The sequence below is a fragment of the Aeromonas sp. 600479 genome (assembly GCF_049175515.1).
GTDB classification, from domain to species: Bacteria; Pseudomonadota; Gammaproteobacteria; order Enterobacterales; family Aeromonadaceae; genus Aeromonas; species Aeromonas veronii_A.
This window is the reverse complement of sequence record NZ_JAAKVF010000003.1, coordinates 270,687-295,350: the sequence shown is the minus strand read 5'-3', so window position 1 is coordinate 295,350 and position 24,664 is coordinate 270,687. Positions and strand designations below refer to the sequence as shown.

Below are 24,664 nucleotides of genomic sequence, written 5' to 3'. Positions count from 1 at the left end.
CCCATGGCCAGAATGAAATTCATGTGTGACACCAAGCGCTGCATCGAGTGCAACGGCTGTGTGACGGCGTGCAAGAACGAGAACGACGATGCCCTGGAGTGGGGCATCCAGCGCCGCCGGGTGGTGACTCTCAACGACGGCCTGCCGGGTGAGACCTCCATCTCGGTCGCCTGCATGCACTGCACCGACGCCCCCTGCATGGCGGTCTGCCCGGCCGACTGCTTCTATCACACCGACGACGGCATCGTGCTGCACAACAAGGATCTCTGCATCGGTTGCGGCTACTGCCTGTTTGCCTGCCCGTTCGGGGCGCCCCAGTTCCCGAAGACCGCCGCCTTTGGCGATCGGGGCAAGATGGACAAGTGCACCTTCTGTGCCGGCGGCCCGGAAGAGGATCACAGCGAGGCGGAGCGCCAGAAGTACGGTGCCAACCGTATCGCCGAGGGCAAGCTGCCCATGTGTGCCGAACTCTGCTCCACCAAGGCACTGCTGGCAGGGGATGCGCAGGTGATCTCCGATATCTTCCGCGAGCGTGTTGCCTATCGTGGCGCTAAGGAAGCGGGCTGGGGCAGCGGTGAAGAGCTGTTCCATGACGCCAGCAAACTGAACAAGCAGGGAGGGGCGGCATGAAAACCTGGCTAATGGCCCTGTTTGCTGCCCTGCTGCTGGTGAGTACCGCAAGTTTCGCCGACGCCGAGAAAGAGGCGGTCGGCTTTGCCGGCGCCGACTACTGGCGGGCGGTGAAGGATGGGCAGGAGGGGGTCACCACCTCCCGCTCACCGGAGCACGGGGTGCTGATCTCGGTGCCGGGCCAGCTCTGGTTCGAGGTGAAGACCAAGTGGGTGTCGCCGCTCGGCGCCATCGCTATTTTCGGGTCGCTCGCCATGTGTGGCCTGATGTACCTGGTGGTGGGGCAGACCAAGCTCTCCAAACCGCGCACCGGGCGCAAGCTCAAGCGCTGGAGCCGGCTGGATCGGGCGCTGCACTGGACCACGGCGGCCATGTTCCTGACCCTGTCCGGATCGGGGCTGGCCATCATCTACGGTAAGTACTTCATCAAGCCGGTGGTGAGTCTTGGGGTGTGGGAGAACTGGATCTGGTTTGCCAAGGTGTTCCACAACTATGTGGGGCCGCTCTTCTTCCTCTGCCTGATGGGGGTGCTCATCAAGTGGTTCCGCCACAACATCGTCAACATGGTGGATGTGCAGTGGTTCATGAAGTTTGGCGGCATGCTCGGCAAGCACAAGGGAAGCCACCCCTCGGCGGGCTTCTCCAACGGCGGCGAGAAGGCGATCTTCTGGCTGTTGATCTGGTTTGGCGGCATTGTGGTGGCGACCGGGCTGTTCCTCGACTTCCCCATCTTCGGCCAGCTGCGCCGCCAGATGGAGTGGGCCAGTTTTATCCATATCGTAGGCGCCTTGATCCTTATCTGCGGCTTTATCTTCCATATCTACATGGGCCTGTTCCAGCTGGAAGGGGCGCTGGAGGGGATGGTGACCGGCGAGGTGGACGAGACCTGGGCCAAGGAGCACCACGACCTCTGGTATGAAGAGGTGAAGCACACTCTCGATGAGCCCAAGGCGGGCAAATCAAGCTGATGGTCGACAAAGAGTAAAGAGAAGGGGCGCTGCGGCGCCCCTTTTGATGGCGGGTCGATCGTGATGGCAAATTGATTGAGCGATGCCGCAAACGGCGATGGTTTTTTGGGCCACCTTGAGCAACAGTAACAAGGGCTCCATTCACACAAGGGATGACAAATGATGAGAAAAGCATGGCTGGCAGCGGTATGTGCATCTGCACTCTTCGGTGGTATTGCGGGCGTGGCGCAGGCGGCTGACGGGATCAAGACCCAGCAGGTGCAGTTCAAGAAGGGGGAGTCAGGGGCAACCATCAACAGTACCATTCAGGGTAGCCAGACCCTCGATTACAAGCTGACGGCCAACAAGGGCCAGAGTATGGTGGTGATCCTGACCGGCAAGCCCTACTTCAATATTCTGCCGCCGGGCAGCAAGGGGGAGGCGATCTTTGTTGGCTCTCGTGACGGGAACAACTTTGAGGCGACCCTGCCCGCCAAGGGCACTTATACTATTCGGGTCTACCAGATGGGGGTGGCCGAGAGCAGCAAGGCCAAGACGCCGTTCAAGCTGGAGGTGGGCATCAGCGGCTAATGCCAGCCGCTGACAAACATCACAGAGGTGGCGGCCACAAAGGGCCGCCACCGTTGTTTTATCCCCTCTGTTTTTGCCTCGCCAAGGTCAATATTCACCCCGGGCCAGTCGCTCGAAGTAGCGCTGATAACGTCCGCTGGCGATGGCCTGCTGCAACTGCTGATTGAACTGATCCCGCAGTTTGGCTGAATCCGGCATCTTGCGCGGGAACATCACGAAGCTGTCGTTGCGCAGAAAAGGGGTCTGACTGTGGGTGATGAGTGCCGCGCTGGCGGGGTCGAGCTGGCTCTGCAACTCGGCCAGACCGACTCGCAGCTCTTGCGGATAGAGGTCGATCCGTCCGCGCAGCAGCTTGCCGAAATTCTGTTTCACGTCGGTGACTTTCTGTTGGGTTACCTTGCCTTCGGCCACCATCTTGTCCAGCTCGGGCCCGTAGCTATAGGCGATATCGCCCCCCAACCGCATGCCGATGATCTGCTCAAGGCGCTCGGCCTGCAGCTGCCGTGATTTGAGGGAGAAGAAGACAAACTGCTCCTGCAGCACCGCTTCGCTAAACAGAAAATCCTGCTCCCGCTCCGGTTTGTGCATCCAGACGGCGGTGGCGTCGTAGAGCTGGCTGTTGGCCGCCAGCGAATAGACCCGACCCCAGGGGGCGAAGTGGAACTTCACCTCATAGCCCGCCTCCTTGAACAGATCGCTGATGAGGTGGGCCACTGGACCGTGCTGTTTTGATTGCTCGGAGACAAAAGGGGGCCATTCACCCACGATGATGTTGAGTTCTCTCCCCTGTGCGGCGAGAGCCGACTGGCAGGCAAGCAGTTGTGACAGGGCAAGGAGCAGTATCAGACGCATGGCGAGAGGAGGCAAAAGCTGGCTGAAAAAGTCGAGGGCATCAGGTCACTCCCGGCTGCGGCATGGTGAAACGTTGCGGAATTGATCGCAATGCTAGCATGAGTCTCATTCCTCTCCGTGGATATTTATCACTCGGGGAGTGAGATGAGCGGATTTTGGCCACAGGGTATGCCCAAGCTCACAAAACCGATCGAGTAAACGTCATATGATTGATTTCATTATGAGTCTTGCTCTCCTGCCGAACGGCAATTTCACGTAAATCAAAGAGAATGACTATGGCTACCGGACAATATCTGCTGTGGAAAGATGCACAGGGACAGGATTTTCGCCCCGTTGCACTGACCGGCACTGATCTGCTTAACAATCGATACCTCAACAAGGGCACGGCCTTTACCGAACAGGAGCGGGCCGATTTTGATCTCGATGGTTTGCTGCCGCCTCAGGTACAAACCTTTGAAGCCCAGCTCGAGCGAGTGTATGAGGGGTTCAAGAGCGCTTGCAGCGATATCGAGAAGTACCAGAACCTGCGTGCCCTGCAGGATCGCAACGAAACTCTGTTTTATGCCCTGTTGTCACGCCATGTGGAGGAGATGACTCCCTACATCTATACCCCGACCGTGGGCAAGGCGTGCCAGGAGTTCAGCCACCGCTTCCAGAAGCCGCGCGGCCTCTACATCACCCCTGACAACGTGGATGACATGGGCAGTCAGGCCCGTCACTTCGATGCCAAATCGATCCGCATCATAGTCGTCACCGACAGCCAGGGCATTCTGGGGATCGGCGATCAGGGCGTCGGCGGCATGGGCATCCCCATCGGCAAGCTGGCGCTCTATACCCTGGGGGCCGGTATTCACCCCGCCTGCTGCATGCCCATCGCGCTGGATGTGGGCACCGACAACCAGAAACTGCTCGATGATCCCATGTATCTGGGCCGCCCCCACAAGCGTATTCGTGGCAAGGAGTACGAAGAGTTCATCGACAAGTTCGTGCAGGGGGTCAAGCGCCACTTCCCCAACGCCGTGCTGCAGTGGGAAGACTTCAGCAAATCCAATGCCTTCAACAATCTGGCCCGCTACCAGCAGGCACTGCCGTCATTCAACGATGATATTCAGGGCACCGGTGCCGTGGTGCTGGCCGGTATTATCGGCGCGGTCAAGGTCAAGGGGGAGACCCTGGGCCAGCAGAACTATCTGGTCTATGGAGCTGGCGCCGGCGGGGTTGGTGTCGCGGATCAGATCTGCGCGGGGATGATCCGCGAGGGGATGGATCCGCAGGCGGCCCGCGATCGCATCTACATTCTGGATACCCAGGGGCTGGTGTGCGACAACCGGGACGGGCTCGACGAGTACAAGCGACGTTACGCCAAGCCGGGGCTGCTGCTGGCGGGCTGGGATACCGAGGTGCCCGGCAAGGCCAATCTGGCCGATGTGCTGCGTCATGTGCCCATTACCGTGTTGCTGGGTACCAGCGGCTCGGGCGGGGCCTTCCAGGAAGAGCATATCCAGCTGATGCTGCAGCATTGCGAGCGCCCCATGGTGTTCCCGCTCTCCAACCCGACCGCCAACTGTGAAGCGCTGCCGGAAGATATCTACCGTTGGAGCAATGGCAAAGCCATCGTTGCAACCGGTAGTCCGTTCAAGGATGTGAGCTACGAGGGGCAGGAGTTCCGGGTCGGGCAGGGCAATAACGTCTTTATCTTCCCCGGTGTAGGTCTGGCGGCCATCGTCAGCCAGCTCCGCGAGATCACACCCGATGTCTTCACTACTGCCGCCTTTGCGCTGGCTGAGTGCGTGAGTGAGGTGGACCTGGCGAAAGGGGCCGTCTATCCTCGCATTCGCGAGCTGCGCAGCATCTCGGTGCATGTGGCCACCGCAGTGCTCAAGGATATCGTGCGCCGGGATCCCTCCCACCCGCTGATCGGTCAGGATCTGCAGCAGCATATCCTCAACCACATGTGGGAGCCGGTTTACCTGCCCTATCGTCGGGTATAACCGCGTATTCACCGCTCGGATAACGGGTCGGTAAAGATGAAAAGGGGGTAGCGCTGCTACCCCCTTTCGTTTACCCCGTGGCATTCACTAAGTTCGCAATGGCCGCCAGCGCCCTTCCTGATTGCGACAGGCGGTATCCTGCCACTGCTGGCTGGCCTTGCCGATATAGAGTTGCTCGCGATAGTCGCGACACCACTCCCCGCTGGTATGGCGGAAGGTGCGTAGCGGGGTGACGCTACCCGAGTGACGGTTGGCTGGATTGAGCCAGGTGAGGCTCTGCCCTTTGGGGCGGGTTTCCAGCGCCTTGGCAAGGGCCTGATTGGCCAGTTGAACATCTGCCTTATCCATCTGATGGTAAAGCGGCGGAGTGTCGACCGTGGCGCAGCCAGCGAGGCCGAGCAGGAAGAGTGGTAGCAGATAACGCATCATGGTTGCCCCTGTTGGCGAAAACCGTTGTTGAGCAGCGCCCGCTCCTGCTCATCGGTAAGCACTTGCTGGCGATCATCGACCGTGCCATCACCCCTGAGCTTGTTGCCATTGGCATCGACAGCATCTACGCCGTTGTCATCGATGGTTCCATCACCCCTGAGTTTGTTGCCGTTGGCATCGACGGCATCCACACCGTTGTCATCGATGGTGCCATCACCCCTGAGCTTGTTGCCATTGGCATCGACGGCATCCACACCGTTGTCATCGATGGTGCCATCACCCCTGAGCTTGTTGCCATTGGCATCGACGGCATCCACGCCGTTGTCATCGATGGTGCCGTCACCTCTGAGCTTGTTGCCATTGGCATCGACGGCATCTACACCGTTGTCATCAACGCCATTGCCAAATCCGCGGCCACCCCCATGGCGTTCTCCCCCTGCATGTTTTTCTCCACCAGCATGCCGTTCACCTCCACCATGCTGCTCTCCGCCGGCATGCTCGCCTTGGCCGCCACTGTCATCGCTGCCCCCATCGCTGTCGCTGCCACCACCGCTGTCGCTGCCACCGCCGCTGTTGCTGCCACCGCCGCTGTTGCTGCCACCGCCGCTGTTGCTGCCTCCGCCGCCGCTGTCGCTGCCTCCGCCGCTGTTGCTGCCACCACCGCTGTTGCTGCCACCACCGCTGTTGCTGCCACCGCCGCTGTTGCTGCCACCGCCGCTGTTGCTGCCTCCACCGCTGTCGCTGCCTCCGCCGCTGTTGCTGCCTCCGCCGCTGTTGCTGCCTCCGCCGCTGTTGCTGCCTCCACCACTGCTGCCACCATCGCCATCTTTGTTGTGAACGATCAGCTCATTGGCGATGTAGCTGTGGCTGCCATCGAGCAGCAGATTGAAGAGTGCGGTAGTGGGAGGTGCCTCTATCCAGCAGAGTGACTCAACCAGCAGTAATGCCGGCTGGGGTTGCAGGGCCAGATTGCCCGTCACCATGACAGGTGCCGGGCGACACATTATCTGCATGCCGGTAAATAGCGGCACTACCGCCAGTTGCGGGTTTTCGGTTCGGGTCATGGCCGGTGAGATAGCTGCCCAGCCCCGAGTGGTCAGCAGAGGGTGTTCAGCGGTAAAGAACGGGGGCAGATCATTGATCCCGTAGAGTCTGCGCTTGCCCAGTATGACCCGTTCGACCGCCAGGATCCGGTTACTGCCGCCGTGTTGATCCAGCACCCGTTCACCGACCCGCAGCGTCTCTATGGGGCGGGTGGAACCATCGGCCATCGTGATGCGAGTGCCGGCGATAAAGCAGGACTTGGCATAGGCCTGATTCATTTGCCACTCATTGTGGGCGAAATCATAACTGAACGGGTTCGCAAACAGGGCGAGAGCGATGGCCGAGCCGATAAGCAATCTGCGCTGGCTGGCTTTGAATGGGGGCTGTGACATGGGGACTCCTTGTCCATCTTGATTCACAGGATCCATTATAGAGCGCGCCCCTGGCGGCGGCATTTTTGACCATGAACACAATAAACATGATGGAAAAACGATTGGCGTTCGTCACAATAATGCGTAAAATCGCATACTCGATGCTTGTAGCAACGAATCCCGCCTAAAAAGCCAGTTTCATGCCCTTCCCAAGCAGTAAAAGGCAACAAGTGACGAATTTGTGTTCATTTTGTGCCTTGGAAAAGTCTTGTGATAACTGAAAAGTGATAAATATCCCCATCAGTTATCAAAAAATTAAGGACATCCATGTTTTCCTTAGTCAAGCAAAGTGTCGCCGGGCTGCAAATCCTGTTTGTCGCCTTCGGTGCCATGGTTCTGGTGCCCCTGCTCACCGGACTGAACCCCTCCATGGCCCTGCTTGGCGCCGGTGTAGGCACCCTGTTGTTCCAGCTCTGCACCCGCCGCCAGGTCCCGATTTTCCTCGGTTCCAGCTTTGCCTTCATCGCCCCTATCATCTACGCCACCCAGACCTGGGGATTGCCATCCACCATGTTTGGCCTGTTTGCCGCCGGTTTCATGTATTTCATTCTGGCTGCGCTGATCCGGGCAAAAGGGATGGGCTTTGTGCACAAATTGCTGCCGCCCGTGGTGATTGGCCCGGTGATCATGGTCATCGGTCTTTCTGTGGCGCAGGTTGCCTGCAACATGGCGATGGGCCGCGCCGGTGGTGAGCAGGTGGTTCCTGCGGGGATTGCGCTGACGCTGGCCGGTATCTCGCTGGCGGTCACCCTGATTGCAGCTGTGTTCTGCAAGGGGTGGATCAAGCTGATCCCCATCCTGTGCGGTGTGATTGCCGGTTATGTCTCGGCGGTCTTCATGGACCAGGTGAGTTTCGATGGCATGGTGAACGCCCCCTGGCTGGCGCTGCCCCACTTCGAAACCCCGGAGATCAACTGGGCTGCTGCGTTGTTCATGTTGCCGGTAGCCATCGCCCCCTGTATCGAGCATATCGGTGGCGTGTTGGCGATTGGTGGCGTGACTGGCAAGGATTACACCAAGGATCCGGGTTTGCACCGTACGCTGGCCGGTGACGGTATCGGAGTCTGCTTCGCCGGTTTCATCGGTGGCCCACCCGTGACCACCTACGCCGAAGTGACCGGTGCCGTGATGATCACTCGCAACTTCAATCCGGTCACCATGACCTGGGCTGCGGTGTTTGCCATCATTCTGGCCTTCTTTGGCAAGTTCAATGCGCTGCTCACCTCCATCCCGATGCCGGTGATGGGCGGTATCATGCTGCTGCTGTTCGGATCCATCGCCGCCATCGGTCTCAAGACGCTGGTGGAATCCAAGGTGGATCTGGGGCTGTCACGCAATATCGCCATTGTCGCCGTGACTCTGACCGTCGGTGTCGGTGCGCTGGAGATGAAGATTGGCGACTTCGCGCTGGCCGGTGTTGGCCTGGCCTCTGTTGCCGCCATCCTGCTCAACCTGATCCTGCCTGCGCACTCCGAAGAAGGTGTGATGGACGCGGCCAAGGACTGAGTTCCCCCAGACGTTCATTGTTGATTTGGAGAAGGCCACCTCGCGGTGGCCTTCTCATTTTCGGGTATCTAGCGCCACTTTTTGGCTCGACGGAGCTCATCTGGAATCTAATCTGGAAGCAGATGAGGGGGTTAGCATTCTCATTTGACGTATCTCTTTTCGTGACCTTAGCTAAAGGACAGGTTTGGCTCTGAGGTCTCCTCGAGCAGTATGGGAAAATGGATGTTGGCGTTTTCTATCATTTCTCTCCCAGACCCCTGTCATAAAACGATGCGCTTTTTCTTTGCCACGGCGCTGTTGTATGGCAGAGGCTTATCCGCCACACTCCGCACTCCCCTCATGCTGCCCTGGCATGTTTCCACCTCGATTTGTTGTGAGCCTCCCTCGCTGGTTGCGTTTCGTTGCGCACAGGCAAAATCCGGATCTGTTTGCTGCTGCACGTTGGTGGGCGGCGAGCCGTGAAAGCCGGCATGACCCCAGCGGGTCAGACGTGCACCGCCATCGGTAACGGCGGATGTTCAGGGATGAATGGCAAGCAAAGCGAGGTTGCAATGAACTATCAACTGCTGTGGAAAAGTGCAATTTTTTCAGTCTCTTCCATGATGGCGATAAGCGCAGTTCAGGCTGCGCCACTGAACGTGATGACCGAGGATTACCCTCCGTTCAACATGCAGGGGGAGGGGGGCAAGATTGTCGGGCTATCGACCGAGGTGGTCGAAGAACTGTTCAAGCGTGCCGGGGTCGAATACAAGCTGACCCTGATGCCCTGGAAACGGGCGTACGAAGATACCCTCGGTACTCCGAATACCGCCCTCTACTCCACGACCCGCACTCCAGAGCGGGAAGCACTGTTCAAGTGGGTAGGGCCGCTGGTCAATAACAACTGGGTGTTCTTCTCCAGCTCGACGGCCAATATCACAGTCTCTTCACTGGAAGAGGCCAAGCAGTATTCGGTGGGGGGCTACAACGGTGATGCGGCAGCCGAGTATCTTAAGGCACAGGGATTTGCCAAGTTGCAGCTGGCAGCCAATGACACCGCCAAAGTGAAAAAACTGGAGGCCGGTCGTATCGATCTCTGGGCAACCGGCCAGTATCTGGCGCCCTATCTGGCCAGCAAGGAGAAGGTGGCCTCACCCAAGCCGGTCTTCGTGTTCAAGGAAACCCAGATGAGTTTGGCGTTTAACAAGGATACGCCCGATGAACTCATCAACAAGCTCAACGAGGTTCTGGCAGCCATGAAAGCCGACGGCACCATCGAGAAAATCAACGCCAAGTACCAGTAAGTTGTACTGTTCCTGCTGCCGTTAATACCGGGAGGAAGTCATGGATTGGAAAAGTCTGAAGTTCAGGATTGCCGTACTGACTTCCCTCTCGGTGAGTCTGCTACTGGTACTGTTTGGTGGTTATAACTACAGCTCGGTGAGGGAAGAGAGCTACAGCAAACAGGCTCAGCTGGTCGAGCAGGCGATCAAGCGACTGCAGCTCTCCTTGCCTGGCCCTTTGTGGAATTATGAGTCGGCCTTTATCGAGGCATCGCTCAAATCCGAGCTGGCGGCCGATATGCTCAGCACACTGCTGGTGGTCAACAAGGAGAAGCTGGTGGCCGGGTTTGCCCGCGATGCAGCGGGCACTATTTCCCCTGTAACGGCCATACCCGCCGATACGGCGGCCTATGGGGGGTATGATCTGGTCTACGACGACAGCGGCCAGAAAAATACCGTGGCCAGATTGCTGGTCGAAACCAGTGATGCGGCCATTCAGGCCAACTTGCGCCAGCAGTTGATCACCACTGTCTGGCAGATCCTGGTACTTGATATCTGTATCATTGCCTTGTTGATGGTACTCATTCATCGCAATGTGCTGAGACCACTTCATCAGATGAATCTGGCGGTGTTCGATTTGGCCAGGGGAGAGGGGGATCTGACCCGGCGTCTCAAGATCCTCCGTCAGGATGAGATGGGCGCGCTGGCCACCAACATCAATCACTTTATTGCCAAGCTTCAGGAGATGGTGGCCGAAATCAACGAGCTCTCTGCTGGCGTGCTGCAGACCGCGGAACGTTGTGACACCCTTGCGGCGGATACTCGGGGCGCCAGTGATGCCCAGCAACTGGAGCTGGATCAGGTCGCGACTGCCATTACCGAGATGAGCCAGGCGGTGCAGGAGGTGGCAGGTAATGCAGTGAAGACTGCTACGGCGACCGATGAGGCCAACCTTTATGTCGAACAGGGCTACAATCTGGCCGGTCATGCCAATCAGGCGATTCACCAGCTGGTGGGAGAGGTGGAACGGGTGGCGGGGCTGATGCGCTCCCTCTCTACCGAGAGCAGCAGCATCGGCAATATTATCGAAGTGATCAATGGTATTGCCGAGCAGACCAATCTGCTGGCGCTCAATGCCGCCATCGAGGCGGCGAGGGCTGGGGATCAGGGGCGCGGTTTTGCGGTGGTGGCCGATGAAGTGCGAACCCTCTCGGGGCGCACTCGTCAGTCGACCGAAGAGATCAGTGCCAGCATCAAACGGCTGCAACAGGCGACCCAGAATGTTGGTGCCGGGATGCTGCTGAGCCAGGAGCAGGCCTCTCGTGCGGGAGCCGAAGCAGCTGATGTACAGATATCGGTGGAGAAGATAAAAAACCAGGTCAGTCTGATCCGCGAGATGAACATGTATATTGCCCAAGCCTCGGAAGAGCAACACTCGGTAGCGGAGGCGGTGAGCCATAGCGTGAACCGGATAGCCACCCTTAATAGCGAGAGCGCGGCCAGGGTAGTGCAAGTGGCTGAAGCCAGCAGCGATTTGCGCCAGCTCTCCGGTCAGCTCGATACCCTCCTCAAGCTGTTTCGGGTCTAGAGAGCACATACGCCCAGGGGGGATCCTCGGTGCGAGCGATGGTCGCGATCACGCGCGCAACGGGTGGTCGTGGTGTTCTCATTTTCTGCCATGCAAGCCCGGATCGATATTTTCCCTTTCCGAGACCATGCATGACAGTCTGGAGTGCGGTTGTCTACTCACGAGACAGCTTGCACCAGGGGCCAGTGATCTCGCAATACCCGGTCTCGTTTCCATGCTGCCAGCCAAGCCGATGATAGAAGGCCACGGCCGCCGTATTGCGGGTTGCCACCTTGAGTGATGCTGTGCGGGGATTATTTGCCAGACCATGTTCGAGCAGCGCTCGCCCAATCCCCTGACCATGCCAGTCGCTAGCAACGTAGAGATGATGCACAAAGAGCTCGGGTTGCCATACGGCGATAAATCCGCAGAGCGTCCCCCCTCGCTCAGCCACCCATATCTCTTCTCCCCGGGTCTGCTCGATAAAGTCATCCAGGTGAAATAGGGAGGGGTCTACCCAGTGAAAGGTTTGTCTGCGGCCTTGTAAAAACAGCTTGGCCAGCGGGGTGATATCACGTTCTTCCATGCGCCTGATCATCATGCTCTCCCAAGGGCGGTCACTGTTCCCTGTTGCACGCGGGCAAGGTTATCTGGGGCAAATGACAAGGGTGTGATTAAGGGCTGTCCAATACATTTGTCATGGGGCTATACTGCCGAAGTCCCCTGTATGGATGGCGTGAGGATTGTTGATTTATGGACAATAAACAGATTGAAGGCAACATTTTTGTTCCGGCTCATATCGATGACGTGTGGCACGCCTGGACGACAGAGAGTGGTCTGCGCAGTTTTCTGGCTCCCGAGTGTTTGATGGTAGCCGAACCGAATGGCCCCTTCGAAATCTACTTCAGGCCGGATGCTCCACTGGGTGAACGGGGCAGTGAAGGGTGCAGGGTCATGGCCGTCATGCCCTATGATTTGCTCAGCTTTAGTTGGAATTTTCCGCCCAGTCTGCCCCATATTCGTCAGCAGAAGACTCAGGTTTGTCTGCGCTTTGTGCCGGAAGGGCAGGGCACTCGCCTCTACTTCCTGCAAACCGGTTGGGCCAATGATCCTGACTGGAATCAGGGGTATGCCTACTTTAGGGAAGAGTGGCTGGAGACCAGCTTGCCACGGTTGCAGTACCGCTTTACCCACGGCCCCATCGACTGGAACAACCCGCCCGACAAGGCACAGCTGAAGGCGTTGTCCCAGTAGTTTCGGGGCACAGAGATAAAAAAAACCGGCCAAAAGGCCGGTTGAAACAGTTCAGGCTTGTCAGGTGACAAACGTATCCAGCGGATGAGAGTCGCTTTCCACTCCTTGTGAAGTACAACCCTCTTGGTTACGTGCCACTACTATATGCCATCCACACTGAATCGATGCTGAACCACGGATGTTTCAGTTTCACTCCACCTTACAATCAGATGGTAATCCCCATCGACTGGCGCAGGTAAGCGCCAGCGCCGAGCAGGCCAGGTCCTTCATGGGTGATCAGGAATACCGGAATATCCTTGAGGTAGGATTTGAAACGGCCCTTGTCTTCAAAGGCAACCCGGAAACCGGAACTGGTGAAGAACTCCTGGAAGCGCGGCACTATGCCCCCTGCGATATAGACGCCACCAAAGGTGCCCATATTGAGCGCCAGGTTGCCGGCAAAGCGGCCCATCAGCACGCAGAACAGGCTCAGGGTGCGGCGGCAATCCAGACACTCGCCCGCCAGCGCACGTTCGGTAATGTCTTTAGGGGCGAACGGCTCCGGCTCACGACCATCGGATTTCACCAGCCCGCGATAGAGATTGACCAGGCCCGGGCCGGATAAGAAACGCTCGGCCGAGACATGGCCCAGTTCGCCACGCATCACCTGCAGCACCGCATCTTCCTCTTCGGTGTTGGCGGCAAAATCCACATGACCCCCTTCGCCCGGCAGGCTCAACCACTGATCGCCCGCCTTGACCAGATGCGCAACCCCAAGGCCGGTGCCCGCTCCATAGATGGCGATGGGTTTGCCAGCCACCGGTGCGGCGCCGCCCAGCTGGATGCGATCCGATTCGGCCAATACCGGTACCGCCATCGAGACCGCGGTAAAGTCGTTGATTACTTGCAGGCGTGCCAGCCCGAGATTGTTCTGCATCTCGCTGATGGAGAACTCCCAGCTGTGGTTGGTCATGGCGACCCAGTCACCATTTATGGGGCAGGCGATGGCGATGCAGGCTTCAGCCACCTCGACCTTGTGTTCCTCCAGATAGAGGCGAACCACGGCTTCAAGGCTGGGATGGGCCAGACCTGAGTAGGTCTTTGCCTGAGAGATAGTACCGGTGGCCAGCTCACACAGGGCCAGACGCGCATTGGTACCGCCGACATCGCCGACCAGCGCATGGGTATGCTGCATAACAACTCCTTCGTTACAGGATGGGGACGACTGTGGTGTCCCGACATTATTGTTGGATTATGACGGCCCATTCTATCCGAGCTCAGGCTCACTCACCCGCCGGATCGATACAAACGTGCGCCTGCTCACAGTGTTGTTGCTTTGCAACATTTGTAAGCGGTTTCACAGCGAGGTGACGTTTTGTAACGAAAAGTACGAAATAATTAGAGATGAGTCATACTTTGTACGGCAGGCGTTAGTTGCGATAACCGCTTGTCTTGTATAGTCATCAGCTTGATTGGAAACCTGCTTAGCCGTAGATTTAGTGCAAAGACACTGAAGCTAAATTACAAAAACGTCTGGTGGTGATGATGAATACCCTTGATAAAATTACGAACAACCTGGAAAGTTTCAGTAAATCAGAACGCAAGGTTGCCGAGGTGATCCTGGCGTCTCCCCAGACCGCCATCCACTCCAGCATCGCCGCCCTGGCCAAAATGGCCGACGTCAGTGAACCGACCGTCAACCGTTTTTGCCGTCGCCTCGATACCAAAGGCTTCCCCGATTTCAAACTCCATCTGGCCCAGAGCCTGGCCAATGGCACTCCTTACGTCAATCGTCATGTGGAAGCAGAAGACGGCCCCGATACCTACACGGCCAAAATCTTCGAATCCACCATGGCTTGTCTGGATGCCGCCAAGAACAGCCTGGATATCTCGGCCATCAACCGCTGTGTCGATATCCTGACCCAGTCCAAGAAGATCAGCTTCTTTGGTCTTGGCGCCTCCTCAGCCGTTGCCCGCGATGCCCAGAACAAGTTCTTCCGCTTCAATATCCCGGTGGTGAGCTTTGACGATATCGTCATGATGCGCATGAGCTGCATCAACAGCAGCGAAGGGGATGTGGTGGTGCTGATCTCCCATACCGGCCGCACCAAGGCGCTGGTCGAGATCGCCGCGCTGGCGCGCGAGAACGACGCCACCGTCATCGGCATGACCGCCAAGGATTCCCCACTGGCGCGCGAGTGCAACCTGGTGCTCTCCATGGATGTGCCGGAAGATACCGATGTCTACATGCCGATGGCTTCCCGCATCGCCCAGCTGGCGCTGGTGGATGTGCTGGCAACCGGATTTACCCTGCGCCGGGGGATGAAATTTCGTGAAAACCTGAAGAAGGTAAAAGAGGGATTGCGCGAATCCCGCTTTGAAACACCACACTCTTCCTGAATCGTCGGGGGCTTTGGCCCCCGACTGTCTATGCCACCCTCCTTGGTGTAGTCTTGATGTGGTATTGTAACTTAATAACAAAAACCACCCGGATGGTTTGCAAGCGGGTGCATCGAGCCATCGGTTTGATGGGGCAGAATCTCAAGTTATCTCAACTTCATATTGGAGTCTTTCATGCCTAGACGTACAAAGATTGTAACCACACTTGGTCCGGCCACCGACCGCGAAGGGATCCTCGAAGGGATTATCCGCGCTGGCGCCGACATGGTGCGGATGAACTTCTCTCACGGCACTCCTGAAGATCATATCCAGCGCGCCAATCAGGTGCGTGACATTGCTGCCAAGATCGGCCGCCACGTTGCCATCATGGGTGACCTGCAAGGCCCGAAAATCCGTGTATCCACCTTCAAGGATGGCAAGATCTATCTCGCCATCGGTGACAAGTTCGTGCTGGATGCAGCCCTGGGCAAGGGTGAAGGCTGTCAGGAGCAGGTTGGTATCGACTACAAGAGCCTGCCAAATGATGTGGTGCCGGGTGACATCCTGCTGCTGGACGATGGCCGTGTACAACTGAAAGTCGAGAGCGTGGAAGGCACCCGCATCCATACCACTGTGACCGTGGCGGGCCCTCTCTCCAACAACAAGGGCATCAACAAGAAAGGGGGCGGTCTCTCCGCACCAGCCCTGACCGAGAAAGACAAGGAAGATATCAAGACAGCCGCGCTGATGAACGTGGATTATCTGGCCGTCTCCTTCCCGCGCTGCGGTGATGATCTGCGTTACGCCCGCGAACTGGCTCGCGAAGCTGGCTCCAATGCCAAGATCGTGGCCAAGGTCGAGCGCGCCGAGACCGTCGCCACCGATGAGGCGATGGAAGATATCATCCTCGGCTCTGATGCCGTTATGGTTGCCCGTGGCGATCTGGGCGTCGAGATCGGTGACCCCGAGCTGGTTGGCGTGCAGAAGAAGCTGATCCGTCACTCCCGTCGTCTCAACCGCGTTGTCATCACCGCTACCCAGATGATGGAATCGATGATCAACGCGCCGCTACCGACTCGTGCCGAAGTGATGGACGTCGCCAACGCCGTGCTGGATGGTACCGATGCGGTGATGCTCTCTGCCGAAACAGCAGCCGGTCAGTTCCCCATCGAGACAGTGACCTCCATGGCGAGCGTCTGTGTCGGTGCCGAAAAGCACCCGAGCCTGAACGTCTCCAACCACCGCATGAGCTACACCTTCACCTCGGTGGAAGAGGCGGTTGCGATGTCCACCATGTACGCAGCCAACCACCTGGAAGGGGTCAAGGCGATCGTGGCGCTGACCGAATCGGGCACTACTCCGCTGCTGATGTCCCGTATCAGCTCCGGTCTGCCGATCTTTGCCATGTCCCCCCACAACAAGACCCTGGCCTGGGCCAACCTCTACCGTGGTGTGACCCCGGTGCTGTTCGACGGTGACGAGACCAAACCGGTCTACGAAGTGTGCCGCGACGCGCTGGCCGTGCTCAAGGAGAAGGGGCTGCTGCAAAGCGGCGATATGGTACTGCTGACCCACGGTGACAAGATGGAAACCGTCGGCAGTACCAACACCTGCAAGGTGATGATGGTCGAATAAGCCCGTCCGGTTTCACAGTGTTCAACAAGGCTGCTCCTCTCTGATGAGCAGCCTTTTTATTAACGGCTGTCGCGCTTTGGCGGGATAAACAGGACTCAATGATTGCTTAACCGGATTCCCCTTCCGATAATGCGGGAGTGATTTTCACCGGGTAGCCCGTTGTAGGGGATCGCACCGGGTAACCCAGACACTCGACAATACGGGAGTGAAAAAATGAACAAGCGTAACTGGTTGCTGGCCCTGTCACTGACGTTGGTGGTGTCACCCAGCCATGCCGACTGGGAGAAACTGAAGGCTGCCGCCGCCGATCTCGGCACTGCCGTGAGTGAGACTAGCAAGGAGGTATGGCAGGATGTCAGCGACTTCTCCAAAAAGAGCTGGGCCTCCATCTCTGCCTGGGGTGAAGAGGCGTTCAATACCGCCGGGGTCTGGACCGACAAGAGCATCGCCACTGGCAAGGAGTGGCTGAAGGTAGCCGACAAGAAGCTCGACGAGATGCTGGAGCCCAAAACCGCGCAGGAGGCGCGGGTGGCGCTCAACACCATGGCCGACACGGCACTGGTGCGCCTGTTCAATGAACAGCCTTCAGCCAAGTTGCTGTTTGACAAGGCGTATGGCTACGCAGTATTCGATTCGCGCAAGTTCTCCCTGATGCTGCATACCAATCAGGGCGCCGGGGTGGCCATCAATCGCAAGAGTGGCAAACATACCTATATGAAGATGTTTGGCGCGGGGCTGGCGGCCGGTATCGGTGGCAAGTTCTATCAGCAGGTGATCCTGTTTGAAGACAAAGCCAGATTCGATGCCTTCGTGACCCAGGGTTGGGAGGCCACTTCCGAAGTGGGCGTGGTAGCTGGCAAGGAGAGCGCCGAGCTCACCGCCAAATACAACGGCGGCATGGCCATCTACCAGATCGGCGAGAAGGGATTGCTGTTCGATGCCAACATCTCCGGCTCCAAATACTGGATCGACAAGGATTTGAGTCAGTAACCATTCAGGCGGTGAGCCCTCGGCATTTGCCCGGCTCACCGTGCGGCAGTTGCAGTCAAAGATCGCCCGCACTCATCCTGCGGGCGTGCTTGTTTGTGGTGGCGTGATGCGGGTGTTGGATGGCAAAGCGCCTTTTCCCGTGCGAATGCTGGGGACAAAAAGCCATCGCTCCCCTTGGCCGCAACCGGTATAATGCGCGACCCGAATTTTTCCAGGTGTTCAAAATGCAGCCGGTACCCAACCTTTTCTCCTATCCCCGCTATTGGGCCGAGTGCTACGGCACGGCGCCCTTCCTGCCCATGTCCCGCAAAGAGATGGACAAGCTCGGTTGGGACAGCTGCGACGTCATTCTGGTGACGGGGGATGCCTACGTGGATCACCCGAGCTTCGGCATGGCGGTCATCGGCCGCATGCTGGAGGCGCAGGGCTTTCGGGTCGGCATCATCGCCCAGCCGGACTGGTCATCGAAGGATGACTTTATGCGTCTGGGCAAACCGAACCTCTTCTTCGGGGTGACCGCGGGCAACATGGACTCCATGATCAACCGCTACACCTCCGACAAGAAGCTGCGCCACGACGACGCCTACACCCCGGGGGATGTGGGCGGCAAGCGGCCGGATCGCGCCACCCTGGTCTATACCCAGCGCTGCAAAGAGGCCTTCAAGGAGGTGCCGGTAGTCATCGGCGGCATCGAGGCATCCCTGCGCCGCATTGCCCACTACGACTACTGGTCCGAGACCATCCGCCGCTCCATCCTGCTCGATGCCAAGGCCGATATCCTCATCTACGGCAACGCCGAGCGGCCGCTGGTGGAAGTGGCCCACCGCATCGCGGCGGGGGAGACCATCGATACCATGCAGGATATTCGCGGCACTGCCGTTATCCGCAAGGAGCCGCTGCCGGGCTGGAAAGGGGTGGATTCGAGCAAGCTCGACCAGATTGGCCGCATCGATCCCATCATGAACCCCTATATGGAAGGGGCACCATGCTCTGACGATGCGACCGATGCGGCCCCTGCCGCGCAGGAGGCCCAGCCGGTGCTGGTGCAGCCGGCCAAACCCAAGCAGTGGGAAAAAACCTATGTGAAGCTGCCGGCGTTCGAGCGAGTGAAAGAGGACAAGGTGCTCTACGCCCACGCCTCGCGCATTCTGCACCACGAGACCAACCCCGGTTGTGCCCGCGCCCTGTCGCAGGCTCACGGCGATCGCATCGTCTGGGTCAACCCGCCCGCCTTCCCGCTGGAAACCGAGGAGATGGACGGCGTATTCGGCCTGCCCTACCAGCGGGTGCCGCACCCGGCATATGGCAACGAGAAGATCCCCGCCTTCGAGATGATCAAGACCTCGGTCAACATCATGCGCGGCTGCTTTGGCGGCTGCTCCTTCTGCTCCATCACCGAGCACGAAGGGCGCATCATCCAGAGCCGCTCGGAAGAGTCGATCCTGAAAGAAATCGAAGATATCCGCGACAAGGTGCCGGGCTTTACCGGCGTCATCTCGGATCTCGGCGGCCCCACCGCCAACATGTACAAGCTGCGTTGCAAGAGCCCCAAGGCCGAGCAGACCTGCCGTCGCGCCTCCTGTGTCTGGCCCACCATCTGCCCGCACATGGACACCGACCACAGCCCGACCATCAACCTCTATCGCAAGGCGCGCGACCTCAAGGGGATCAAGAAGATCCTCATCGCCTCGGGCGTGCGTTACGACATCGCGGTCGAAGATCCCCGCTATATCAAGGAGCTGGCCAAGTACCACGTCGGCGGCTACCTGAAGATCGCGCCGGAACACACCGAGGAGGGGCCGCTCTCCAAGATGATGAAGCCGGGCATGGGCAGCTACTACCAGTTCAAGGAACTGTTCGACAAATACTCCAAAGAGGCGGGCAAGCAGCAATACCTGATCCCCTACTTTATCTCCGCCCACCCGGGCACCACGGATGAAGACATGATCAATCTGGCGCTCTGGGTCAAAGAGAACCGCTTCAAGCTCGATCAGGTGCAGAACTTCTACCCGTCGCCGCTCGCCAACGCCACCACCATGTATTACACGGAGAAAAACCCGTTAAACAAGGTGAGCCGCACCGGTGGCGATGTGTTTGTTGCCAAGGGTGAGCGCCGTCGCCGCCTGCACAAGGCGCTGCTGCGCTACCATGACCCAGCTGGCTGGCCGATGATCCGCGAAGCCCTGCTCGCCATGGGCAAGGGCCACCTGATTGGCAACGGCCCCGGCTGTCTGGTGCCTGCAGAAGGTAGGAATGAGCGGCGCAACGAGCGTGCCGCCACTGGCAAGGGGATGAAACCGGCCCTGACTCGCCACAGTAACATTGCCCATCAGCGCGGCAATGGCACAGGCAACAAGCCGACGGGCGGCAAGCCGGTGGGTTCCCAGCTGCACAAAGGCGCGGCTAATGGCAAACCGGCCGCACAGGGTGAAGGCAAGAATGCGGGTAAAAGCAAACCTGCCGGCAAACCCGCCCATAAGGGCAAGACGCCAACCCGTGCCGGCTCCGCCAAACCCGCCGCTCAGGGCAGCAAGCCTGCGGCCAAAGGCAATGGAGCCAAGCGACCGGCACGGTAATATTTCCTGACTGGAAAGCGACAGAAATAAAAAGGCGACCGGATGGTCGCCTTTTTATTAAACTTATCTCGAGCTGTTTATAATATATACAAGGCGTTCTAATCGAGGAATATCATCAATAATTCCAGAATAAAAAATCGAATGCCAGTTATTAGGCGTTTCGAATTCCAAATCTTTACTGTCAATATAGTTTTCAATAGTCTTTTTGAGACTATCCACTGTAATTATTTCAGGTTTAGGTGGAAGAAAGTATTTTAAAATAAGATGTGCCTTCTTACTTAACTTAGCCCAGTTTTTTTCAAACCAACCCTGAGTTGCTGCATTATTTATTACCTCGTCCAGATGAAATTTTAAAATGTCGAAGTTGGGGTGGTTTTTATCAATTATATCTATAGATATTTTTGGGGCATCAAAATCACCAGAAAATAATGCTATGTATAATCTTTCGTTTAAAAAGGTGTCAAAATATGGATGTATAACCCTTTGGGGTGATGTATCCCCTTTTATTGTTGTTCCTCTCAGAGAGTTGCAATTACATGCTGGAATTAAATTATGGGAGAAAAATGAAAACTCTGGATAAAGGTCTTTTGGTAAATAATGATCTACGGTCCCATTACCAGGGCCGCCACACATTGGGCATATATCTGGAGATAAATTTCGTCTATAGAAATCTATAAATTCAAGCCTTCCTTTTGGTGCGCTATTATAGTGTGTTACAAGTGCTCCTTTGAGGTCATCATCGTTTATTAGCGATTTTATGTTCCAAGGGTCTCCTTTATTTGATATGTATTTTAAGTACTGGTCACGAAATACAATGTAATTCCCTAATAATTGAGGGTAACTACCAAGGTTGGTATTATTTGCTAGTAGCTGTAATTCCTCAATGTCATTTACATAAGGAGGATTAATTTCCTTCATTTGTAACCTCAATATTTAATTTACGGCGCAGGTACATTAAAATATCTGAGGACAATTCAGATTCAAGACCTTTTAAATAGGCCGCCCTGTTTTTTATTCTTGTCTGAAAAGAGTCAATCAAGTCATCTACTAATGCATTTGTTATTTCGTCTTCAAATACAAAATATGAGATTGAACCTACATCAGCCCCAAAGGTTTTTAGTCTTGGATTTTGAATGTTTACATGACCATTTGAATCTTCTTTGAATACAAGTACCTGTGTTCTTGGTACTTCACGAACAAAGTAAGCTGAATGTGTTGCAATAATTGCAATTGAACCTGTTAATTTAAGTAATTGATCTAAGGTCCTAATAAATTTAGTTATAAAGTTTGGATGAAGATGTGTTTCAGGCTCATCAAGCAATACTAGAGTACCATTTTCAATAAATAAGCAAGCTTGAACAACAAATTTAATGAATGCGAGCTGGCCACTACTTAAAGGGAATACCTCTCCATTAATGTGAAGCATTGGATTAGCATTGTTGATGATAGCCCCCTGTATTTCTAATTTTGCCTGCTCCCCCCCATGGTTAAGTTTTAAGAGGGGGACATAGATTTTATCTCTTATGCTAAATACATGAGGGGCATTAACAGATATTTCTTGATTCAATGGTATTACAATGTTTTTTATGTTTGGAAGAAAACTAATACTTTCTTTAAATAAATCCCACCGATACTTAGAACCGATAGATTCCTCTGAACGCAAAAGTTGAATGCAAAGATCACAGAAGCCTCGAGAGTTTTTTGATCTTGAGTTTCGATCAAGTATTAACCTCCGATATTTTATTCTCCTATTAGTTCTTTCTGGTGGGAAAGTATTTGTTGTTTCTCCTGGTGTTGCTATAGCCAGTAAACGACTTATTATTGGTTTGTCTCCAGAATCAGTGTCATAGAAACTATCCCCTCCTTTAGTTAAAGATGTTGCAATAGTATTAAGAGCTTGGCTTTTACCTATACCATTCTGACCAATTAATACAGAGATTCTTTTGGGGAGAATACTTTCTATATCAAACTGCATATTAAATGAGTGCGGTTCAGGAAATCCGGCTAGTTTATAATTCAACGATAGCTTAGTGGATATTCGTGAGTAAATTTCATCCTCTAATCCATCAAGAATATAGTCTGCATTATGGTATGCAAAAAAACGACCTGATTCTCTCATGAATGCTAAACGAAACACATCAGTTTTTATTGCATCATTGATAAGCTTCGTTCTTTGGCTTATTCGTTTAGAGGCAACTAAGTCATTTAATGCTAACAGAATCGTATTAGATTTTTTATTCCCATGTTTATTAACCAGAAAGCGATAATCTTGCATCTCACCTTGTAGTGTGAAAAAACTTGGTAGTTCCTCCGCCCTTATTATATCAATATCTGGAGATAATTGACCATCAGCTTCTATTCTTGAATCTTTTGATACAAAGCCAAGAAATAATGACCCTTCAATTTCTTTTTCATTATGCTCAATGATTTTATAGTCATATATACATCGGTATTTAAAATCATTCCAGCTAAATGAGTTTTTATCCCAGCTATCGTTATTTTTCCAACTGCCATTTCTTGGGGATAATAATATCGCTGGGCGAGAAAATGAATTTTGGGGAATGTCACTTCTACAAAAATAAACATTAAAATAATCACGTTCATTTTTATCTTCGTTATAGTTTTTCATTCATTTTGATTCCAAATAAAACATTAGCAATTAAATATGAGGGAATGTAGTGGAGGAAATCAGGGACACTAGGGACACCCACCTTTCTGTGTGAGGCGTAAGAGCACCAAATCTCACGCTACCGCCCGTGGATTACAGCTTCCAATATGCTCCCTTGACCCGCGCTGGCAGCAACCCATCGCAGCTCAACAGATTCTGAATGGCCATGGTAAGCCAAACGAAACTGCCGAGGCGAGTCTTAAAGTGACTTAACTATCAGAAATTAATCATTTTTTGAGCTTGATCAGCAAATGGAACCGGAAGGCGGCTTTATCGCCATATCCCGCTTTGGCAAGCAGGGAAGGGGAGTGAATAGGGGCGACCTGCTGGTCGCCCCTTGTGATTGCCATATCCGGCGTGTTTGGGGTTAGCCGTTATAGCCGTAGCAGCGCTTGAGCTCCTCGAAGTCGTAGTAGTGGCTGCCGCTTCGGTAGGGCTGGCAGCCTGTTTTAAAGGCGATCTCCTTTTCGTTGTAGAGCATCTTGACCAGCACCTGCCGCTGCCCGTTCTGGTAGATATCCCACTGAATATTGGCGGTATAGGGGGAGACCCAGCCGCCGCGCCACTCGTTGTTCTGCTGGCTGAACAGCTGATCCGGGCTGGCCCCCTGACGGCTCCCTTCCAGCTTCATCAGGGCGGCGAGGGGGATAATGGCTTCGGCGTGGGCAAAGCGCAGGGTGGCCCGTCGGCTCTGCTCGCCTTCTACTACCTGACGCTGCACCTCGCCAAACAGGCCGTCGAGCAGCGGCTGGGCAATGGCGTAGGGGGCATTCTGGTTGGCAAAGCTCGGCCCCTTCTCGTAGAAATCTTCCGCATCGGAGAGGTAGGAGAACCAGGCAGACTCTTCCGAGGTCAGGAACTGCTCCAGCGCCCAGGGCTCGCTGCCCTGTGCCTGCGCTTCGCGGATCATGCCGGGGCCGATGATAAAGAGGTTGTAGAGCATCAGGGCGGCATCCACCTCGTCGCGCACATAGGTCATGCCGCCATCCTCCGGGTTGACGGCGACAAACTCGACGCCGCCCGCCAGATAGTCGACAAAGCCCTTGCTGTAGATACGCTCCAGCATGCTGCGGGCCATCTCTTTGGTCTTGCTCAGGTTTTTAAGCTGATCCAGCGCCCTGGCCAGCTCGGGGGCCGGGGCGATTGCGGCATCTTCGTCACCGATAAAGCGCTGGTAGCTCTCATAGGCGGGCAGGTAGCGGGCGTAATCCCCCTCGGGTGTGGTCTTGTGGAAGTAGAGTTCGAACTTGTTGACCAGCTTTTTGTCGATCTTCGAGGGGTCATCCTGCGTGAGGTAGCACTGCGCCGAGTCGCTGACATAGTTCACGCTGCGCTTGAGGCTCTCCATAAAGTAGAAGGCGCTTTCGTTGGCCCTGTCCTTGCCCGAGGTGACCACCTTGATGCAGTGGGGCTCGCTGCTGTTGAGCAGGGTCGGCAGCCGCGCCGCCAGTCGGGTGGCGAGATTGGCGTGCTCCTCCTTGCCCAGCGCCGAGAGCAGGCCGTAGCCCAGTTTCTGGTTGGCGGCCGTCACCAGATCGACCTTGCCTCCCAGCCCCTGCCCGAGGGTAGTGAGCGCCCCCTGACGCTGCGCCTCTTCCCATACTAGCTTGGTCAGCACGTCATATTTCGGGCTGGAGAGGGAGCGCGAGCCGTGGCGCGCCACCATCTCGGTAAAGACCGGGCTGAACCCCTGAGGCGCTGGCTCGTAGCTCTCCGCCTGCTGCTGCGGGCTGTAGACCGCTTTGGTGCTGTATTGATAGGCGGTTTTGCCCTGGCTGTCGGCAGACGATTCGTTCTCTGACTGGCAGCCGCCAAGCAAGACCAGCGAGACGGCCAAAGCCACATAAGAAGAGCGCGGGAAAGTCATGATGTTCCTTATCTATCCATATGAAAAATAAGTGAAAAACTCTATGGCTTGAAAATGACCGCTGGA

At 55.9% G+C, this 24,664-nt stretch carries 19 protein-coding genes and 1 pseudogene; 12 read left to right on the top strand and 8 right to left on the bottom strand.

The features are described from left to right. Positions 1–3 precede the first annotated feature (3 nt). From fdh3B to G5149_RS05890, 3 genes are all read left to right on the top strand, one after another. Positions 4–630, top strand: a complete 627-nt coding sequence (fdh3B, locus tag G5149_RS05900; RefSeq protein WP_236767392.1) for a formate dehydrogenase FDH3 subunit beta — start codon at positions 4–6, stop codon at positions 628–630. Continuing rightward, positions 627–1,598, top strand: coding sequence for a formate dehydrogenase subunit gamma (locus G5149_RS05895; protein WP_005334792.1), 972 nt, complete (start codon positions 627–629; stop codon positions 1,596–1,598). The genes fdh3B and G5149_RS05895 overlap by 4 nt, the downstream gene beginning before the upstream one ends. 159 nt (positions 1,599–1,757) lie before the next feature. Then, the gene (locus tag G5149_RS05890) at positions 1,758–2,168 is read left to right on the top strand and encodes a DNA breaking-rejoining protein (protein ID WP_421212014.1); all 411 of its coding nucleotides are present in this window, start codon (positions 1,758–1,760) and stop codon (positions 2,166–2,168) included. A gap of 87 nt (positions 2,169–2,255) precedes the next feature. Here the strand turns inward: G5149_RS05890 and G5149_RS05885 are convergent, their stop codons facing one another. Then, entirely contained in the window at positions 2,256–3,020 is a 765-nt protein-coding gene (locus G5149_RS05885) for a substrate-binding periplasmic protein (RefSeq protein ID WP_421212012.1), read from the bottom strand. A 275-nt stretch (positions 3,021–3,295) separates the two neighbouring features. Between G5149_RS05885 and G5149_RS05880 the strand changes: the two genes are divergently transcribed. Continuing rightward, complete coding sequence (locus G5149_RS05880; protein WP_199428280.1) at positions 3,296–5,011, top strand: NAD-dependent malic enzyme; 1,716 nt, start codon at positions 3,296–3,298, stop codon at positions 5,009–5,011. An 87-nt stretch (positions 5,012–5,098) separates the two neighbouring features. Here G5149_RS05880 and G5149_RS05875 read toward each other — a convergent pair whose 3' ends face one another. Together G5149_RS05875 and G5149_RS05870 are read right to left on the bottom strand one after the other, a co-directional pair. Continuing rightward, positions 5,099–5,440: an RT0821/Lpp0805 family surface protein gene (locus G5149_RS05875; protein ID WP_421212009.1), complete on the bottom strand. Its 342-nt coding sequence runs from the start codon at positions 5,438–5,440 to the stop codon at positions 5,099–5,101. Continuing rightward, positions 5,437–6,876 (bottom strand): hypothetical protein, encoded by a 1,440-nt coding sequence (locus G5149_RS05870; RefSeq protein WP_421212008.1) that lies wholly within the window; start codon positions 6,874–6,876, stop codon positions 5,437–5,439. Before G5149_RS05870 ends, G5149_RS05875 begins: the two co-directional genes overlap by 4 nt. Before the next feature lie 306 nt (positions 6,877–7,182). Here G5149_RS05870 and G5149_RS05865 point away from each other — a divergent pair, with 306 nt between their 5' ends. The 3 genes from G5149_RS05865 (at position 7,183) to G5149_RS05855 (ending at position 11,271) form a co-directional block, all read left to right on the top strand. Next, positions 7,183–8,421 carry a uracil-xanthine permease family protein gene (locus G5149_RS05865; RefSeq protein WP_421212006.1) on the top strand — a complete coding sequence of 413 codons (1,239 nt, stop codon included), beginning with the start codon at positions 7,183–7,185 and terminating at the stop codon, positions 8,419–8,421. Between the two features lie 551 nt (positions 8,422–8,972). Then, positions 8,973–9,704 carry a substrate-binding periplasmic protein gene (locus G5149_RS05860; protein WP_421212004.1) on the top strand — a complete coding sequence of 244 codons (732 nt, stop codon included), beginning with the start codon at positions 8,973–8,975 and terminating at the stop codon, positions 9,702–9,704. Positions 9,705–9,744: 40 nt separating this feature from the next. Continuing rightward, positions 9,745–11,271 carry a methyl-accepting chemotaxis protein gene (locus G5149_RS05855; protein WP_421212002.1) on the top strand — a complete coding sequence of 509 codons (1,527 nt, stop codon included), beginning with the start codon at positions 9,745–9,747 and terminating at the stop codon, positions 11,269–11,271. Positions 11,272–11,425: 154 nt separating this feature from the next. On the opposite strand, the gene G5149_RS05850 is transcribed toward G5149_RS05855, so the two are convergent. Next, positions 11,426–11,848: a GNAT family N-acetyltransferase gene (locus tag G5149_RS05850; protein WP_421212053.1), complete on the bottom strand. Its 423-nt coding sequence runs from the start codon at positions 11,846–11,848 to the stop codon at positions 11,426–11,428. 155 nt (positions 11,849–12,003) lie between these two features. Here G5149_RS05850 and G5149_RS05845 point away from each other — a divergent pair, with 155 nt between their 5' ends. Next, the gene (locus G5149_RS05845) at positions 12,004–12,504 is read left to right on the top strand and encodes an SRPBCC family protein (RefSeq protein WP_216953138.1); all 501 of its coding nucleotides are present in this window, start codon (positions 12,004–12,006) and stop codon (positions 12,502–12,504) included. A 205-nt stretch (positions 12,505–12,709) separates the two neighbouring features. Here G5149_RS05845 and glk read toward each other — a convergent pair. Continuing rightward, positions 12,710–13,681, bottom strand: a pseudogene (glk, locus tag G5149_RS05840) (glucokinase); the annotation flags it as partial. 344 nt (positions 13,682–14,025) lie between these two features. Between glk and G5149_RS05835 the strand changes: the two are divergent. The 4 genes from G5149_RS05835 to G5149_RS05820 all read left to right on the top strand — a co-directional run bounded on the left by G5149_RS05835 (position 14,026) and on the right by G5149_RS05820 (position 20,063). After that, positions 14,026–14,883: a MurR/RpiR family transcriptional regulator gene (locus tag G5149_RS05835; RefSeq protein WP_005347620.1), complete on the top strand. Its 858-nt coding sequence runs from the start codon at positions 14,026–14,028 to the stop codon at positions 14,881–14,883. 174 nt (positions 14,884–15,057) lie between these two features. After that, on the top strand, positions 15,058–16,497 hold the full coding sequence (gene pyk / locus G5149_RS05830; RefSeq protein ID WP_421212000.1) for a pyruvate kinase: 1,440 nt from the start codon (positions 15,058–15,060) through the stop codon (positions 16,495–16,497). A gap of 213 nt (positions 16,498–16,710) precedes the next feature. Continuing rightward, positions 16,711–17,487 carry a beta cell expansion factor BefA gene (befA, locus tag G5149_RS05825; protein ID WP_227342198.1) on the top strand — a complete coding sequence of 259 codons (777 nt, stop codon included), beginning with the start codon at positions 16,711–16,713 and terminating at the stop codon, positions 17,485–17,487. A 224-nt stretch (positions 17,488–17,711) separates the two neighbouring features. Further along, positions 17,712–20,063 (top strand): YgiQ family radical SAM protein, encoded by a 2,352-nt coding sequence (locus tag G5149_RS05820; protein WP_421211998.1) that lies wholly within the window; start codon positions 17,712–17,714, stop codon positions 20,061–20,063. Positions 20,064–20,126: 63 nt separating this feature from the next. On the opposite strand, the gene G5149_RS05815 is transcribed toward G5149_RS05820, so the two are convergent. From G5149_RS05815 to G5149_RS05805, 3 genes are all read right to left on the bottom strand, one after another. After that, on the bottom strand, positions 20,127–20,981 hold the full coding sequence (locus tag G5149_RS05815; protein ID WP_421211996.1) for a hypothetical protein: 855 nt from the start codon (positions 20,979–20,981) through the stop codon (positions 20,127–20,129). After that, positions 20,968–22,692, bottom strand: a complete 1,725-nt coding sequence (locus G5149_RS05810) for an AAA family ATPase (protein ID WP_421211994.1) — start codon at positions 22,690–22,692, stop codon at positions 20,968–20,970. The genes G5149_RS05815 and G5149_RS05810 overlap by 14 nt, the downstream gene beginning before the upstream one ends. A 406-nt stretch (positions 22,693–23,098) precedes the next feature. Further along, on the bottom strand, positions 23,099–24,598 hold the full coding sequence (locus G5149_RS05805; protein WP_421211992.1) for a histidine-type phosphatase: 1,500 nt from the start codon (positions 24,596–24,598) through the stop codon (positions 23,099–23,101). Between the last annotated feature and the right edge of the window lie 66 nt (positions 24,599–24,664).

What these genes read in the sequence shown, in the direction of transcription:
- fdh3B (WP_236767392.1), top strand. Translation starts at nt 4, where the DNA reads ATGGCCAGAATGAAATTCATGTGTGACACCAAGCGCTGCATCGAGTGC.
- G5149_RS05895 (WP_005334792.1), top strand. Translation starts at nt 627, where the DNA reads ATGAAAACCTGGCTAATGGCCCTGTTTGCTGCCCTGCTGCTGGTGAGT.
- G5149_RS05890 (WP_421212014.1), top strand. Translation starts at nt 1,758, where the DNA reads ATGATGAGAAAAGCATGGCTGGCAGCGGTATGTGCATCTGCACTCTTC.
- G5149_RS05885 (WP_421212012.1), bottom strand. Translation starts at nt 3,020, where the DNA reads ATGCGTCTGATACTGCTCCTTGCCCTGTCACAACTGCTTGCCTGCCAG.
- G5149_RS05880 (WP_199428280.1), top strand. Translation starts at nt 3,296, where the DNA reads ATGGCTACCGGACAATATCTGCTGTGGAAAGATGCACAGGGACAGGAT.
- G5149_RS05875 (WP_421212009.1), bottom strand. Translation starts at nt 5,440, where the DNA reads ATGATGCGTTATCTGCTACCACTCTTCCTGCTCGGCCTCGCTGGCTGC.
- G5149_RS05870 (WP_421212008.1), bottom strand. Translation starts at nt 6,876, where the DNA reads ATGTCACAGCCCCCATTCAAAGCCAGCCAGCGCAGATTGCTTATCGGC.
- G5149_RS05865 (WP_421212006.1), top strand. Translation starts at nt 7,183, where the DNA reads ATGTTTTCCTTAGTCAAGCAAAGTGTCGCCGGGCTGCAAATCCTGTTT.
- G5149_RS05860 (WP_421212004.1), top strand. Translation starts at nt 8,973, where the DNA reads ATGAACTATCAACTGCTGTGGAAAAGTGCAATTTTTTCAGTCTCTTCC.
- G5149_RS05855 (WP_421212002.1), top strand. Translation starts at nt 9,745, where the DNA reads ATGGATTGGAAAAGTCTGAAGTTCAGGATTGCCGTACTGACTTCCCTC.
- G5149_RS05850 (WP_421212053.1), bottom strand. Translation starts at nt 11,848, where the DNA reads ATGATCAGGCGCATGGAAGAACGTGATATCACCCCGCTGGCCAAGCTG.
- G5149_RS05845 (WP_216953138.1), top strand. Translation starts at nt 12,004, where the DNA reads ATGGACAATAAACAGATTGAAGGCAACATTTTTGTTCCGGCTCATATC.
- G5149_RS05835 (WP_005347620.1), top strand. Translation starts at nt 14,026, where the DNA reads ATGATGAATACCCTTGATAAAATTACGAACAACCTGGAAAGTTTCAGT.
- pyk (WP_421212000.1), top strand. Translation starts at nt 15,058, where the DNA reads ATGCCTAGACGTACAAAGATTGTAACCACACTTGGTCCGGCCACCGAC.
- befA (WP_227342198.1), top strand. Translation starts at nt 16,711, where the DNA reads ATGAACAAGCGTAACTGGTTGCTGGCCCTGTCACTGACGTTGGTGGTG.
- G5149_RS05820 (WP_421211998.1), top strand. Translation starts at nt 17,712, where the DNA reads ATGCAGCCGGTACCCAACCTTTTCTCCTATCCCCGCTATTGGGCCGAG.
- G5149_RS05815 (WP_421211996.1), bottom strand. Translation starts at nt 20,981, where the DNA reads ATGAAGGAAATTAATCCTCCTTATGTAAATGACATTGAGGAATTACAG.
- G5149_RS05810 (WP_421211994.1), bottom strand. Translation starts at nt 22,692, where the DNA reads ATGAAAAACTATAACGAAGATAAAAATGAACGTGATTATTTTAATGTT.
- G5149_RS05805 (WP_421211992.1), bottom strand. Translation starts at nt 24,598, where the DNA reads ATGACTTTCCCGCGCTCTTCTTATGTGGCTTTGGCCGTCTCGCTGGTC.